Raw genomic sequence first — 13,338 nt, 5'->3', positions numbered from 1 at the left:
AGGTCGTGGGGCACTCGTCGTTGCGAGTGATCGGTGTCTCGTCGTCGGACGGAATGCGTCCCACGGCATCGCGGTTGGACCGATGTAGAAGGTTCAACCGTCTCTTGTAGCTGGAGGAATTGCTGTGCCCACCGCATTCGACCCGATCCGTATCGGCCGCTGGGATCTGCCGCAGCGCTTCGTGATGGCCCCGCTGACCCGCAACCGCGCAAGTGAGGGGACGGCGCCGGCCCAGCTGAACGCCGAGTACTACGCCCAGCGTGCGACGGCCGGGCTGATCATCACCGAGGGCACCCAGCCCAGCGCCGTCGGACAGGGCTACCTCGCCACGCCGGGCATGCACAGCGATGCTCAGGTCGACGGGTGGCGGCAGGTCGCCGACGCGGTGCACGCACGTGGCGGCAAGATCGTGGTCCAGCTCATGCATGCGGGCCGGATCGCCCACCCGGACAACAAGGACGGCATCGAGTCCGTCGCGCCGAGCGCCATCGCGGCACCGGGGCAGATCGTGACGCCGAGCGGCCAGCAGGACTACCCGACGCCTCGGGCGTTGGAGACCTCGGAGATCCCCGCGCTCATTGAGGACTTCGTCTCGGCCTCCCGCAACGCCATTCGCGCCGGCCTCGACGGGGTCGAGATCCACGCGGCGAACGGCTACATCCTGCATCAGTTCCTCGCGCCGTCGAGCAACCAGCGCACCGACGCGTACGGCGGCTCCCCGACCGCGCGGGCCCGCCTCGTCGTCCAGGTCGCGCAGGCCGTGAGCGAGGCCATCGGCGCCGACCGTGTCGGCATCCGGATCTCGCCTGCGCACAACATCCAGGGCGTCCTCGAGGAAGACGAGACCGAGACCCGCGCGACCTACGAGTCGCTCGTGGACGGCATCGCGCCGCTCGGGATGGCCTACCTCAGCATCCTCGCCGACCCCGCGTCGACGCTCGTCTCCGATCTGCGCACCCGCTTCGGCGGACCGGTCATCGTCAACTCCGGCTTCTCCAGTGTCACCACTCTGGACGACGTCAACGAGGTGCTCGCGAACGGGCACGCCGACGCGGTCGCCGTGGGCCGGGAGTTCCTGGCGAACCCCGACCTCACCGAGCGCTGGCGCACCGGCGCCGAGCTGAACGAGCCGAACTCGGCCACGTTCTACGGCGGCGGCGCCGAGGGATACACCGACTACCCGACGCTGCAGGAGTCGGCCGAGCGTCGCTCCGCCTGACGCCGATGTGACCGTATGCCGGGTGGGTCCACGTGGACCCACCCGGCATCGTCATGCGTGCTCGCTCGAGCCCGACCTCGAGGCGTGCCAACGGCGTACGGCGTGCAGCAGGTCCTCGGCAAGCGGCTGCGGATTGTGCGCGACCTCCCAGCGGAAGCCGTCCGGATCGGTGAAGTAGCCGGAGTAACCACCCCAGTCGCGGTGCTCGCCGGAGGACACGTCGGCCCCGGCCGCCCGCGCGACCTGCAGGACGGCGTCGACCTCGGCGGGCGACCCCACGTTGTGCGAGAGCGTCACCGGTGCCAGCCCGGTCCCGGGCTCCCCGACCTCCGCGGCGAAGCCCTCGCGCGACCAGAGCGACAACATCACCGTCGGGCCCACGGGAAGGAAGACGACCTCGCCGGGCGCCTCGAACACCGGCTGCCACCCCAGTCCGTCGACATAGAACTCCCGCGAGGCCGTCGTGCTCCGGACCGCCAGGGTGATGAACGACAGGTGCTGTTCCATGGTCGGAAGCTACCCGCACCCTGCGACAGCCCTCAGGCGTCGGGCCCGCCGCGGGTCTCGGGGGAAGTACGTCGGGCGACGATCTCGCGCCGGGTCTCGTTGATGGCGGTCTCGTAGGACGTGACCAGCGCCGCGATGGTCAGCGGTTTGAACCGCTCGATCGTCTCCCGCAGCTCCAGCGGTGGGGTGCCGGCCTCCTTGTACGCCGGCCACATCTGCTCCCGGAACACCTCGGTGAGCTCCTCGGCGATCGCGCGACCGTGCCTGGTGAAGACGGCTTGGGCGGCGACCGCCGCGGTCGGCGACACCCCGAGGTCGAGGATGGAGATGCTCAACGAGAGGCGAACCGTGGCAACGCGATACGTCCCCTCGCCGACAGGTTCGACGACGCCGAGCGCCCTCAGGGCCGCGACGTCGTCCTCGGTGAGCGCTCGCCCGGCCCTTGTCTCGAGCCCGGCGCGGGTCATCGTCTCGGGCAGGTCCGGGATCCAGGGGGCGACGAGCGTGCCGTAGAGCGCGATCGTCTCGGGGCCGGCATCGGTGGGCAGGCGGGCCAGGTAACTCTCGATCGCGGCGAGGGTGAACCCGTGGGCCTGCAGGCCTCGGACGAGTTCGAGGCGGGCCAGATGGTCGGCCGTGTAGGAGGCGGATCGCCCGCGCCGTGCCGGCGCCGTGAGCATCCCGCGACCGGTGTAGAAGCGGATGGTCCGCGCCGAGAATCCCGATCTCGCCACGAGCTCGTCCAGGGTGAACTCCGGCACGGGCGCCTCAGGCATGCGCCAGATCGTCGCACAGGTGCGCGTCGGGTCCCGGCCGACAGTTCCCTAACAAAGATGACAGTGTCACTGTCAGTGTTAATCTCGGAGGGTCCGCTGTCGCCGTACGCCGTCGGGGTGCATCGTCGTTCCCGTTCCCCGCGCCGGACCAGGAGTTCACCGTGTCCCAGCCCCCCGCCGAAGCGCTGATCTACGACGCCGTCCGCACCCCACGCGGCCGCGGCAAGAAGACCGGGTCGTTGCATGAGGTGAAGCCCGTCGACCTGGTCGTCGGCCTCCTGGACGAGTTGCGCACACGCAACCCCGCACTGGACGTCGACCGCATCGACGACGTCGTCCTCGGGGTCGTCAGTCCCGTCGGAGACCAGGGCAGCGACATCGCCAAGACCGCGGCCCTTGCCGCCGGACTTCCCGAGACCGTCGCCGGCGTGCAGCTCAACCGCTTCTGCGCGAGCGGCCTCGAGGCGGTCAACCAGGCCGCGAGCCGCGTGCGGTCCGGCTTCGAGGACCTCATCGTCGCCGGCGGGGTGGAGTCCATGTCGCGCGTCCCGATGGCGTCCGACGGGGGCGCATGGGCGATGGACCCCGCGACGGCACTGCGGACCGACTTCGTGCCGCAGGGCATCGGCGCCGACCTGATCGCGACCATCGAGGGCTTCTCGCGCACCGACGTCGATGCGTACGCCGCCGAGTCCCACGCGCGCGCCGCGCACGCACAGGAGGCCGGCTACTTCAAGGGCTCCGTCGTCCCCGTGGTCGACATGAACGGGCTGACGGTCCTGGACCACGACGAGTTCATCCGGCTCGGCACGAGCGTGGAGTCGCTGGCCGGGCTGAAGCCGTCGTTCCAGGACATCGGGGAGCTCGGCGGCTTCGACGCGGTCGCCCTGGAGAAGTACCACTGGGTCGATGAGATCCACCACGTGCACCACGCCGGCAACTCCTCCGGCATCGTCGACGGCTCGGCGCTCACGCTGATCGGCACCGCCGAGGTGGGTCGGGAGACGGGCCTGCGGCCACGCGCCCGGATCGTCTCGGTGGCGGTCAGCGGCGCCGACCCCACGATCATGCTGACCGGGCCGGCCCCCGCGGCGCGCAAGGCGCTGAAGAGGGTCGGGCTGGACCCGTCGGACATCGACCTCTTCGAGATCAACGAGGCGTTCGCCGCCGTGCCGCTGCGCTTCATGCGCGACCTGGAGGTGCCGCACGCCAAGGTCAACGTCAATGGGGGAGCCATCGCGATGGGCCATCCGCTGGGGGCGACCGGAGCCATGATCCTCGGCACCCTCGTCGACGAGCTGGAGCGTCGCGGGCTGCGCCGCGGACTGGCATCGCTCTGCGTCGGGGGCGGCATGGGCATCGCCACGATCGTCGAGCTCGTCTGACCGATCCACCCGCAGGCTGAATCACCAACGAGCACAGGGACATCCATGACCACGCAGGGCACGCCTTCCGCCGTTCGATACGACAAGGACGCCGACGGCATCGTCACGCTGACCCTCGACGATCCCGAGTCCAGCGCCAACACGATGAACGACCGGTACGCCGCCGCCATGGGGGCAGCCGTCGACCGGCTCGAGGCGGACGTCGCGGCCGGCGACGTCGCCGGTGTCGTGATCGCGAGCGCGAAGAAGACGTTCTTCGTAGGCGGGAACCTCTCGCAGCTGCAGGCCCTCACTCCCCAGGACGCGAGCACGTTCTTCGCCGGGATCGAGGGCATCAAGGACCAGCTGCGCCGGCTGGAGACGATCGGCCGACCGGTCGTCGCGGCCCTGAACGGTGCCGCGTTGGGCGGCGGAATGGAGATCGCGCTCGCCGCCCACCGTCGTATCGCCGTGGACGAGGACACGGCGCGCTTCGGCTTCCCCGAGGTCACCCTCGGACTGCTGCCCGGTGGAGGCGGTGTGACGCGCAGTGTCCAGATGCTCGGGCTCCAACTCGCGTTGATGGACTGGCTGCTGCAGGGACAGCAACGCACCGCCGCGGCCGCGAAGGACAAGGGCTTGATCGACGAGCTGGTAGCCACTCGCGACGAACTGATCCCGGCCGCCCGCGCGTGGATCCTGGCCTACCGGGACGACGCCGAGGCGGCGAGCCAGCCGTGGGACCGGCCCGGACACCGCATCCCTGGCGGCACGCCGAGCACCCCGAAGCTCGCCCAACTGCTCCCGGCGTTCCCGGCGAACCTGCGCAAGCAGCTAAAGGGTGCGAGCTACCCGGCGCCACGCGCCGTCCTCTCGGCGGCCGTCGAGGGCGCCCAGGTCGACTTCGACACCGCGAGCCGCATCGAGTCCCGCTACCTCACGAAGTTGGCGACCGGACCGGTGTCGACGAACATGATCCAGGCGTTCTTCTTCGACCTGCAGTCGATCTCGTCGGGATCGCTACGACCGCAGGGGATCGCCCCCCGCACGGTGAGCCGGGTCGGGGTGCTCGGCGCCGGAATGATGGGTGCCGGCATCGCGTACGCGTGCGCGACCCGAGGCATCGGGGTCGTCCTCAAGGACGTCTCGCTCGCGGGCGCCGAGAAGGGCAAGGAACACACCGCCGAGCTGCTCGCCCGGAAGGTCGCCCAGGGACGGATGACGGCGCAGGCCCGGCAGGAGATCCTCGACCGCATCGTGCCGACCGAGAGAACCACCGACCTCGAGGGCGTGGACGCCGTCATCGAAGCCGTCTTCGAGGACGCGGAACTCAAGGCGAAGGTGTTCGCCGACGTGCAGGAGGTCGTCGGGACGGAGACGCTGCTGTGCTCCAACACCTCGACCCTGCCGATCAGCTCGCTGGCGCAGCACGTCGACCGCCCTGAGGACTTCGTCGGGCTGCACTTCTTCTCGCCCGTGGACAAGATGCGGCTGGTCGAGATCATCAAGGGCGCCCGGACCAGTGAAGAGTCCCTGGCGCGGGCGATCGACCTCGTGCAACAGATCGGGAAGCTGCCGATCGTCGTCGACGACCGTCGCGGTTTCTACACCAGTCGAGTGTTCGGCACGTTGATCACCGAGGGCGTCGCGCTCGTCGAGGAGGGCGTCGACCCGGCCACCGTCGAGCGCGCCGCCACGATGGCGGGCTTCCCGGCGCCGCCGCTCGCGATGCTCGACGAGGTGTCGCTCACCCTGACCCAGCACATCCGGGCGGAGGCCGAGAAGGACGCCGCCGCCCGCGGGACGACGCTGTCGGCGCCGCCCGGTTCGGCGGTGATCGACCGGATGGTCGAGGAGTTCGGGCGCAAGGGCCGTGCTGCGGGCGCCGGCTTCTACGACTACCCGGCGGACGGTCCCAAACGATTCTGGCCGGGCGTGCGCGAGCACTTCACGACCCAGCGGACCGAGGTGCCGCTGCAGGACATCCAGGACCGCTACCTGTTCACGATGGCGCTGGAGACCGCTCGCTGCTTCGAGGAGGGTGTGCTGGACTCCTCCGCCGCGGCCAACATCGGCTCGATCTTCGGCATCGGCTACCCGCCCATCACCGGCGGCACCGCCCAGTTCATGACGTCCTACCCCGGTGGGCTCGGCGGGTTCGTGGCGCGGGCCAGGGAACTCGCGGCGGCGTACGGCGACCGGTTCGCGCCGAGTCCCTGGCTCGAGGCGCGCGTCGCCTCCGCCGAAGGTCTCTAGATGCCGGTGTCGGCTTCGGAGAATGCGGCCCCGCTGGAGGGTCTGCGCGTCCTCACGCTGGCGGTGAACCTGCCGGGACCTGTGGCGGCGTCCCGGCTGGCCGGTCTCGGCGCACGGGTCACCAAGGTCGAGCCGCCGGCCGGCGACCCGCTCGCCCTGGCGTGCGAGCCGTACTACCGCGGGTTGCTCGCCGGGCAGGAGGTCGTGCAGCTCGACCTCAAGGCCGACGCGGGCCGGGTCTCGCTGTGGGAGCTGCTCGAGGACACCGATCTGCTGCTCACCTCCTCGCGCCCCCGCGCCCTGGAGCGGTTGGGTCTGGACTGGGAGTCCCTGCACGCCAGGCTGCCCCGGCTGTCCCAGGTCGCGATCGTCGGACACCCGGGGGCGGGCGGTGACCTTCCCGGGCACGACCTGACCTACCAGGCAGGCGCCGGCGTCCTGCGCCCACCGCAGCTGCCGACCGTGCTGGTCGCCGACCTCGCCGGTGCCGAGCGCGCGGTCGCCGACGGGCTCGCGCTCCTGCTCCAGGCCGCCCGCACCGGACGGGGCGGTCGCCGCGAGGTCGCGTTGAGCGAGGTGGCGGAAGCGATGGCCGAGCCCGCGGGGCACGGCCTGACCGCGCCCGGTGGCCTGCTCGGCGGCGCCCTGCCCGGGTACGGCATCTATCCGACGCGGCGCGGGTACGTCGCCGTCGCCGCGCTCGAGTCGCACTTCTGGGACGCACTGGTGATGGCGCTCGGCATCGGGGGCAGCCGCGGCGACCTGGAGGCGGCGTTCGCCGCGCGAACCGCGGCAGAGTGGGAGGCGTGGGGCGCGGAGCGTGGCCTGCCCATCGCGGCGATCCGCGAGCCCGGCGACCCGACCCGTTCCACGGACCGCAGCGGAGACGACGGAGGCACGCCATGCAGCTGACCAGCACCTACCGCTCGCCCTGGATGACGCAGGAGCTGGATGACGTCCGCACCCTGGCGCGGACCTTCTTCGCGAAGGAATCCGTCCCGCATCAGGAGCGCTGGGCCGAGCAGCACCAGGTGGATCGGAGCTACTGGAACGCCGCCGGCGCGGCAGGGCTGCTGTGCATCGGTCTGCCGGAGGAGTACGGCGGCGGAGGGGGCACGTTCGCGTACGAGGCCGTCGTGATGGAGGAGCAGTCCGTGGCCGGGGACGACGCGTTCGGCTACAGCGTGCACAGCACCATCGTGGCGCCGTACATCGCCAATTACGGCACGGAGGAACAGAAACGGCGCTGGCTGCCGCGGCTCGCGTCCGGGGAGTACGTCGGCGCGATCGCGATGACCGAGCCGGGTGCCGGGTCGGATCTGCAGGCGCTGCGCACCTCGGCCCGGCTCGAGGGCGAGCATTACGTCGTGAACGGCTCCAAGACGTTCATCACCAACGGCAGTCACGCCGACCTCGTGATCGTCGTGGTGCGCACGGGGGGCGATGGGGGTGGGGGCCTGTCGCTGCTGGTGGTCGAGACCGCGGGCCTCGAGGGTTTCGAGCGGGGCCGCGTGCTGGCGAAGGTCGGCATGCCCGGCCAGGACACCCGGGAGCTGTTCTTCGCAGACATGCGCGTCCCGCAGGAGAACCTGCTCGGCGGCAAGGAGGGCGAGGCGTTCGCGCAGCTGATGGAGCAGCTGCCGCAGGAGCGCCTCATCATCGCGGTCGCCGCCGCCAAGGGGATGGAGGTGGCGGTCGAGCAGACGGTCGCCTACGCCAAGGAGCGGCAGGCCTTCGGCCGCGACCTGATGAAGTTCCAGAACACCCGGTTCGTGCTCGCCGAGTGCGCCACCGAGGCCCGCGCGGTGCGGACCCTCGTCGACCACTGCATCCAGCAGCACCTGGACGGCCGGCTCGACGCAGCAACGGCGTCGATGGCGAAGTGGTACTCGACGCAGAAGCAGTGCGAGGTCATCGACCGCTGCGTGCAGGTGTTCGGCGGGTACGGCTACACGCTGGAGTACCCGATCGCCCGCGCGTACGCCGCGGCGCGTGTGCAGAAGATCTACGGCGGCACCAACGAGATCATGAAGGAGCTCATCGCGCGCACGCTGTGACCGCCATCCGTTGTGGACATGCGCAGCGGGGCAGATGCGCCCCGTCGTGCATGTCCGAAATTCAGTCGGCGAGCAGTTCGTCCGTGCGCGGGTCGGGCGATCCGCCGTAGTAGCGGTCCAGCACCTGGGAGAAGAGCGGCTCCTCGGGATCGGCCCGCAGGAAGAGCGTCATCGACGACCTCAGCTTCACCCCGTCGATGCCGCCCAGGATGTCGGCGGCCGACCGGTCCTGCACGCTCAGCAGAGCCTCGCAGCACTCCCGCAGCCGCGGAGCGAGCACCGGGTGGTCCAGGTACGCGCGAGCCTCGGGCAGGCCCGACACGGCGTACCGCTGCGCTGTGGGGCTCATGCCCAGGCCGGCGATCTGCGGGAAGACGAACCACATCCAGTGACTGCGTTTCTCGCCCGCGCGCAACTCGTGCAGGGCGGTCTCGTACGTGCCGCCGCCGTCCTGGGCCGTCACGAAGCGCTCCAGCCCGAGGCTGTCGACGTTCATGTCCGCGTTCCGGAGTCGTGGGTGTCAGCTCGGCCGAGGGCGGGTGCCACCTCGGCGAGCCGGCGCACCGCCGTGCCGAAGTCGGCGTCGTACGGCGTCCCGACCACCACGTGGTCGGCGCCCATCGCGCGATGCACGGAGATCGCGTCCGCGAGTTCATCAGGACCTGACTCTCCGATCGGCAGGTAGACGACGAGCAGGCGATCGGCGCCGATCTGCTCGCGCACCCTGGCCGTGAACTCCGGCGGGCGGCCGGCGGGGAGGGAACCGTCTGCCATCTCGCCGGCCACCGCGGTCATTCGCGGACCGTTCGCGGCCAGCAGGACCGGGTACTCGCGGTCGGTGAGCTGCTGCAGGTACTCCCGGGCCGTCGTCAGCGGACTGCCGTAGTCACGCCCCACGCTCGCGGCCTGTTGCGGCCACCCGACGCCCACGCCGAGCACGAACCGACCCGGAAACGCCTGGGCGAGCTGCGTGACGGCAGCGTGCGCGGTCTGCGCCGGTCGCGCCCAGACGTTCGCGATGCAGGTGCCGACGACGATGTCCTCTGTTGCGGTCAGCCACAGCGCCGACCGCACCAGCGCGTCGGCCCCGACCACCTCGTTCGTCCAGATCGCGCGGTAACCGGACGCTTCGAGATGTCGCACGCCCTCGACCTGCTCACCCGTGGGGGGCCCTGATACCGAGATCCCGATACCCGCGCCGAACGGACCCAGCCTCGCGCGTAGCTCAGACATGTCAGTCACTGTCGTCACCCTGCCACCGTAGCTCGCCGCCCGCTCCCGGTCACCCGTCCAGGCGCGTGACAAGACTGCGCGGCGCGGTCCGCCGGTACGACGCGTCGAGCAGTTCGCGCACCTCGTCCCAGTCCGGCTCGCGGGCGGTGAGGTCGAGGGCCAGCCACCCGGACGGCCCCAGGTAGGCGGGCACGTGGACCCGCTCGTCGCCCAGCAGCGCGGCGCGTTCGTCGTCCTCCGGGAGGAAGAGCAGGGCGCGGCCGAGCAGATCCGACCCGTGGTCGCCCTTGATCGACCCGCCGTAGTAGGCGAAGACCTTGGTCGTGAAGAACGTCGGGCGACCGTGCGCGACCTTCTCCTGGGCCTCCGGGAAGGCGAGTGCCAGCTCACGCAGCCGGTGCAGGAGCGGATCGGCATCGTCGTACATGGTCGGGTGTGCCATCGAGCCACGCTAGTGCGCGCCGGTGACGGAGGACGCGGGTTCAGTCGTGCCCGAGGGCGCCCGGCGTGAGGGCCGGGGCCGGCTCGACGGCTGCCAACCGCGCGATCGCGACCGACATCAGCGCGAGTAGCACCACCATCGCCGGGAACACCCACCATCCGTGCCGCAGCGTCTCGTCGTAGACGACGATGCCGATCACCACGCTGGCGAGCGGGTCGACCACGGCGATGGTCGGCTGACTCGCGACGAGCGGACCCGCCTGATATGCCAGCTGGCAGAGCAGGATTCCCGACACACCGACGACGACGACGGCGTACGGCGCCCAACTGGTCAGCAGCGTGGGAATGCCGTGCGTGAACTTCTGGGTGCAGGTCTTCAGTAGGGCGGCGTTGATCGCGTAGAGGATCGCGACCGCGATGCCGAGCGAGGTGGTGCGCCACTGCATCGTGTGCGCCCGCCGCGCGAGGACGACGCACACCGTGATGATCACGATGCCGATGGCCGCGGCGATCGACGCCGGGATCTGGTCGACCCTCTCGAACTTGGCATTGACAGAGCTGATCCCGGAGACGAAGAGGAAGCCGATGAGGGTCGAGACGAGCAGGACCGCCCAGCGGATCTCGGCTCCGGGGATCGTCCGCGCCTCGACATGCCGCAAGAGCAGGGCGAAGAGCAGGCCGAGGGAGAGCACCGGCTGCACGACCGAGATGGCACCGATGTGCAACGCCACCACCTGCAGCACGACGCCCATCAGATCGGCGACGAGACTGAGCAGCCACAGCGGGTGCAGGACCGTCGACACCCCGAACCGCCACAGCTGCCGCACGGTGAATCCCGCGAGCTGCGGCACTCGCGTCGCCGTACTGTGCTTGAGCACCGCCGAGACCGCGAACGCGAACGCGGCCGCCAGGGAGACCACGACGACCAGGACGTTGCCGGTCATCCGGTCGACCTGTCGCGAGGACCCGAGCGCGGACACATGGGCACCAGCATCGCCGATCGGCCCTGCGAATTCGGTGAGGGTGTGATCGCGCGCCGCCGGCCTGGGTCACCGGTGTACGTTTTCGCGAGACCCGACCCCTCCCGTCGGCGACCTCGCCGCCGACCGCCCCGCCCGACAAGGAGCACCGACGATGCCTGTGATCGCGGTCGTGAACGGCCCGAACCTGGACCGCCTCGGCACCCGTGAGCCGGGCATCTACGGCACCGAGACGCTGGCCGACGTGGAGCTGCGGTGCCGCGACGCGGGGTCCGCGGTGGGTCTGGACACGCGGTTCTTCCAGAGCAACGGCGAGGGCGCGCTGGTCGACCACCTGCACGACCTGGTCGGCGCGGTGGACGGGCTGGTGATCAACGCCGCGGCGTACACCCACACCTCGGTCGCCATCCGCGACGCCCTGCAGGTGCTCGACGTGCCGTTCGTCGAGGTGCACATCTCCAACGTGCACGCGCGCGAGAGCTTCCGGCACACGTCGTACCTCAGCGACATCGCTGCCGGGGTGATCGTCGGGTGCGGCACGCAGGGCTACGAGTTCGCGATCCAGCGGCTCGCCCGGCTGGTGCACGGGGACGCAGCGAAGGACGAGTGACGCAGGTCTTACTGCGTCACTCGTCCCTCAGTGCGTCACCCGGGGTGAGGCGCCGCGCTCAGGAGCCCTGAGTGGTCGGTGCCGGAGCCTTGGTCGCGGGGGCCTTCGCGGCAGGCGGCTTGGCGCCCGGCACCCGGTCGACCGCCTTGGCGATCTGCGCGTTGACGTCCTTGTCCAACGCCGTCAGCAGGGTCACGGTGCTGACCTTCTGCGCGGTGGCGATCTGCTGCAGCGTCTGACCCTTGCGCAGATCGGCGCCGAGCTGCGCCGGGGTCAGCTTCAGGACGCCGGCCAGGCTCTTGTAGTCCGCGCCGATGCCGTGACGGTGCGCCCAGCCCCGCGGGCCGTGCTCGCCGCGCGGCCCCATCTTGCCCGGATGTGCCAGCGGCTTGGCGGTGCCGGCCTTGGGCAGCGCGTGCCTGCCAGCCCCCGGCCCGCGGACTCCTTCCGGGAGCTTGGTGTTGATCAGCTTCGCCATCCGCGCATCGGCGGTGGCGTCCAAGCGGCTCAGCAGCGTCGCGCGGGACACACCGTGGCTCGCGGCGATCTGGGCCAGCGTCTTGCCGGCCTTGCGCCCGGCAGCCAGGCCGGCGGTGTCGGTGCCGGCGTCCTTGGCGATGACCGCCGGGGTCAGGCCGAGCAGTCCGATCCCGTGGCGTGCGTGGTGCGCAGGGGCCTTGGCCGCTGCCGGCGGTGTCGGCGCCGAGGGTGCGGAGGTGGAGGTGGCGTACGCCGGGACCGCCACCCCGACGACCGCTGCCGCCGCGAGGGTCGAACCCCCGATGATCTTCGTCTTGCGGAGCATCTGACATGCCTTTCAGACTGTGTCGGGCTAGGCCCGCTTACCTGCACACGGTGCGTCGTCCACTTGGAGTGCGCACTGTGACCAGCTGTGCTGAACCTGTCAGTTCGTGCTCCCCGGGTGCAGCGACGGTTCCTCGGGCAGCGAGAGCGACAGCACCGCGTGCTCGATCATCTCGTGCCGGCGTACCTGATCCTCGACCTCCTGCAGGCGTACGGCGAGCACGGACTCCCGCTCGTCGCCGACCAGGTCGACCGAGGCCACCACGAAGAGCTTCTGGGGGCCCACGAACTCCAGGTGCAGGTAGGTGACGCGCTCGATGGCGGGGTTGTCGATGAGTGCCTGCAGCGCGCGATCGCGGATGGCTCCACCGATCGCCTCGCCGACCAGGAACTCCCGGTTGCGGTTGACCAGGAAGACCGCGACGACGGCGAGCATGACGCCGACCAGGATCGAGCCGATGGCGTCGTACCTCGCGTCGCCGGTCAGCTGATGCAGGCCGACACCGGCGGCCGCGATGAGCAGCCCGAGTTGGGCGGCAGCGTCCTCGAAGAAGACGGCCCGCAGCGTGGGGTCGGAGGTGCGGGTGACGTAGCGCAGGGGGTGCAATCCCACCTTGCGCGCCACTCCTCGCGTCTGCCGCAGAGCCTGCAGGAACGAGGTGCCCTCCAGCGCGAAGGCGATGGCCAGCACGATGTAGTTGATCAGGTAGCTGCCGGCCTCCTCGTGGGAGCCCAGCTGCTGGAACCCGTGCCAGATGCTGACGACGGCCCCGGCCGTGAGGAGCCCGACGGCCGCGAACATCGACCAGACGTAGACCTCCTTGCCGTAGCCGAGCGGGTGGGCCTCGTCCGCCTTCTTGCCGCCCCTCTTCTCGGCGATCAGCAGGAAGACCTCGTTGCCGGAGTCGGCCCAGGAGTGCGCGGCTTCGGCGACCATCGAGGCGGACCCGGTGAGGAACGCGGCCACGGTCTTGGCGATCGCGATCAGGATGTTCGCCGCGAACGCGACGAGCACGGTCATCAGGCTGTCACCGCCTCCACCGCCGGCCTCCGCGCTCACGGTGTCCTCGGTGGTGGTCGTCATACCTGCA

The 13,338-nt window shown here is 70.6% G+C and carries 14 protein-coding genes; 6 read left to right on the top strand and 8 right to left on the bottom strand.

Translation table 11 applies throughout. The annotated features are described in order from the left end of the window. The first annotated feature begins 124 nt into the window (after window positions 1-124). Window positions 125-1,219 carry an alkene reductase gene (locus tag J4030_RS07620; RefSeq protein WP_208048608.1) on the top strand — a complete coding sequence of 365 codons (1,095 nt, stop codon included), beginning with the start codon at window positions 125-127 and terminating at the stop codon, window positions 1,217-1,219. Between the two features lie 51 nt (window positions 1,220-1,270). Here J4030_RS07620 and J4030_RS07615 read toward each other — a convergent pair whose 3' ends face one another. Together J4030_RS07615 and J4030_RS07610 are read right to left on the bottom strand one after the other, a co-directional pair. Then, on the bottom strand, window positions 1,271-1,726 hold the full coding sequence (locus J4030_RS07615) for a VOC family protein (protein ID WP_208048607.1): 456 nt from the start codon (window positions 1,724-1,726) through the stop codon (window positions 1,271-1,273). A 32-nt stretch (window positions 1,727-1,758) separates the two neighbouring features. Continuing rightward, window positions 1,759-2,502 (bottom strand): MerR family transcriptional regulator, encoded by a 744-nt coding sequence (locus J4030_RS07610; protein WP_208048606.1) that lies wholly within the window; start codon window positions 2,500-2,502, stop codon window positions 1,759-1,761. A gap of 161 nt (window positions 2,503-2,663) precedes the next feature. On the opposite strand from J4030_RS07610, the gene J4030_RS07605 reads away from it, so the two are divergent. Genes J4030_RS07605 through J4030_RS07590 form a run of 4 tightly spaced genes read left to right on the top strand, consistent with a single transcriptional unit; the run spans window position 2,664 to window position 8,179 of the window. Further along, window positions 2,664-3,887 carry an acetyl-CoA C-acetyltransferase gene (locus J4030_RS07605; RefSeq protein ID WP_208048605.1) on the top strand — a complete coding sequence of 408 codons (1,224 nt, stop codon included), beginning with the start codon at window positions 2,664-2,666 and terminating at the stop codon, window positions 3,885-3,887. A gap of 45 nt (window positions 3,888-3,932) precedes the next feature. Further along, entirely contained in the window at window positions 3,933-6,122 is a 2,190-nt protein-coding gene (locus J4030_RS07600; protein ID WP_208048604.1) for a 3-hydroxyacyl-CoA dehydrogenase NAD-binding domain-containing protein, read from the top strand. Then, complete coding sequence (locus J4030_RS07595) at window positions 6,123-7,034, top strand: CoA transferase (RefSeq protein WP_208048603.1); 912 nt, start codon at window positions 6,123-6,125, stop codon at window positions 7,032-7,034. It begins immediately after the preceding gene. After that, on the top strand, window positions 7,025-8,179 hold the full coding sequence (locus tag J4030_RS07590; RefSeq protein ID WP_243762997.1) for an acyl-CoA dehydrogenase family protein: 1,155 nt from the start codon (window positions 7,025-7,027) through the stop codon (window positions 8,177-8,179). Before J4030_RS07595 ends, J4030_RS07590 begins: the two co-directional genes overlap by 10 nt. 61 nt (window positions 8,180-8,240) lie before the next feature. Here the strand turns inward: J4030_RS07590 and J4030_RS07585 are convergent, their stop codons facing one another. From J4030_RS07585 to J4030_RS07570, 4 genes are read right to left on the bottom strand one after another with little or no spacing between them, the layout of a single operon-like run. Next, complete coding sequence (locus tag J4030_RS07585) at window positions 8,241-8,675, bottom strand: DUF1810 domain-containing protein (RefSeq protein ID WP_208048602.1); 435 nt, start codon at window positions 8,673-8,675, stop codon at window positions 8,241-8,243. After that, on the bottom strand, window positions 8,672-9,412 hold the full coding sequence (locus tag J4030_RS07580; protein ID WP_208048601.1) for an LLM class flavin-dependent oxidoreductase: 741 nt from the start codon (window positions 9,410-9,412) through the stop codon (window positions 8,672-8,674). Before J4030_RS07580 ends, J4030_RS07585 begins: the two co-directional genes overlap by 4 nt. A 49-nt stretch (window positions 9,413-9,461) precedes the next feature. Continuing rightward, window positions 9,462-9,854, bottom strand: coding sequence for an MmcQ/YjbR family DNA-binding protein (locus J4030_RS07575; RefSeq protein ID WP_243762996.1), 393 nt, complete (start codon window positions 9,852-9,854; stop codon window positions 9,462-9,464). A gap of 40 nt (window positions 9,855-9,894) precedes the next feature. Further along, complete coding sequence (locus J4030_RS07570; protein ID WP_208048600.1) at window positions 9,895-10,797, bottom strand: DMT family transporter; 903 nt, start codon at window positions 10,795-10,797, stop codon at window positions 9,895-9,897. Window positions 10,798-10,987: 190 nt separating this feature from the next. Here J4030_RS07570 and aroQ point away from each other — a divergent pair, with 190 nt between their 5' ends. Beyond that, the gene (gene aroQ / locus J4030_RS07565) at window positions 10,988-11,443 is read left to right on the top strand and encodes a type II 3-dehydroquinate dehydratase (RefSeq protein WP_208048599.1); all 456 of its coding nucleotides are present in this window, start codon (window positions 10,988-10,990) and stop codon (window positions 11,441-11,443) included. 58 nt (window positions 11,444-11,501) lie between these two features. On the opposite strand, the gene J4030_RS07560 is transcribed toward aroQ, so the two are convergent. Together J4030_RS07560 and J4030_RS07555 are read right to left on the bottom strand one after the other, a co-directional pair. After that, window positions 11,502-12,248, bottom strand: a complete 747-nt coding sequence (locus J4030_RS07560) for a hypothetical protein (protein WP_208048598.1) — start codon at window positions 12,246-12,248, stop codon at window positions 11,502-11,504. A gap of 99 nt (window positions 12,249-12,347) precedes the next feature. After that, window positions 12,348-13,331, bottom strand: coding sequence for a cation diffusion facilitator family transporter (locus J4030_RS07555; protein WP_208048597.1), 984 nt, complete (start codon window positions 13,329-13,331; stop codon window positions 12,348-12,350). Window positions 13,332-13,338 lie beyond the last annotated feature (7 nt).

It is taken from the genome of Allobranchiibius sp. CTAmp26, assembly GCF_017565405.1.
In the GTDB taxonomy this organism is placed as follows: domain Bacteria; phylum Actinomycetota; class Actinomycetes; order Actinomycetales; family Dermatophilaceae; genus Allobranchiibius.
The sequence above is the reverse complement of the archived record's forward strand: the minus strand, read 5'-3'. Positions and strand labels throughout refer to the sequence as shown.

Coding starts and splice junctions, on each gene's coding strand:
- J4030_RS07615 (WP_208048607.1), bottom strand. CDS start 1,726: ATGGAACAGCACCTGTCGTTCATCACCCTGGCGGTCCGGAGCACGACG.
- J4030_RS07610 (WP_208048606.1), bottom strand. CDS start 2,502: ATGCCTGAGGCGCCCGTGCCGGAGTTCACCCTGGACGAGCTCGTGGCG.
- J4030_RS07600 (WP_208048604.1), top strand. CDS start 3,933: ATGACCACGCAGGGCACGCCTTCCGCCGTTCGATACGACAAGGACGCC.
- J4030_RS07595 (WP_208048603.1), top strand. CDS start 6,123: ATGCCGGTGTCGGCTTCGGAGAATGCGGCCCCGCTGGAGGGTCTGCGC.
- J4030_RS07590 (WP_243762997.1), top strand. CDS start 7,025: ATGCAGCTGACCAGCACCTACCGCTCGCCCTGGATGACGCAGGAGCTG.
- J4030_RS07585 (WP_208048602.1), bottom strand. CDS start 8,675: ATGAACGTCGACAGCCTCGGGCTGGAGCGCTTCGTGACGGCCCAGGAC.
- J4030_RS07580 (WP_208048601.1), bottom strand. CDS start 9,412: ATGTCTGAGCTACGCGCGAGGCTGGGTCCGTTCGGCGCGGGTATCGGG.
- J4030_RS07575 (WP_243762996.1), bottom strand. CDS start 9,854: ATGGCACACCCGACCATGTACGACGATGCCGATCCGCTCCTGCACCGG.
- J4030_RS07570 (WP_208048600.1), bottom strand. CDS start 10,797: ATGACCGGCAACGTCCTGGTCGTCGTGGTCTCCCTGGCGGCCGCGTTC.
- aroQ (WP_208048599.1), top strand. CDS start 10,988: ATGCCTGTGATCGCGGTCGTGAACGGCCCGAACCTGGACCGCCTCGGC.
- J4030_RS07560 (WP_208048598.1), bottom strand. CDS start 12,248: ATGCTCCGCAAGACGAAGATCATCGGGGGTTCGACCCTCGCGGCGGCA.
- J4030_RS07555 (WP_208048597.1), bottom strand. CDS start 13,331: ATGACGACCACCACCGAGGACACCGTGAGCGCGGAGGCCGGCGGTGGA.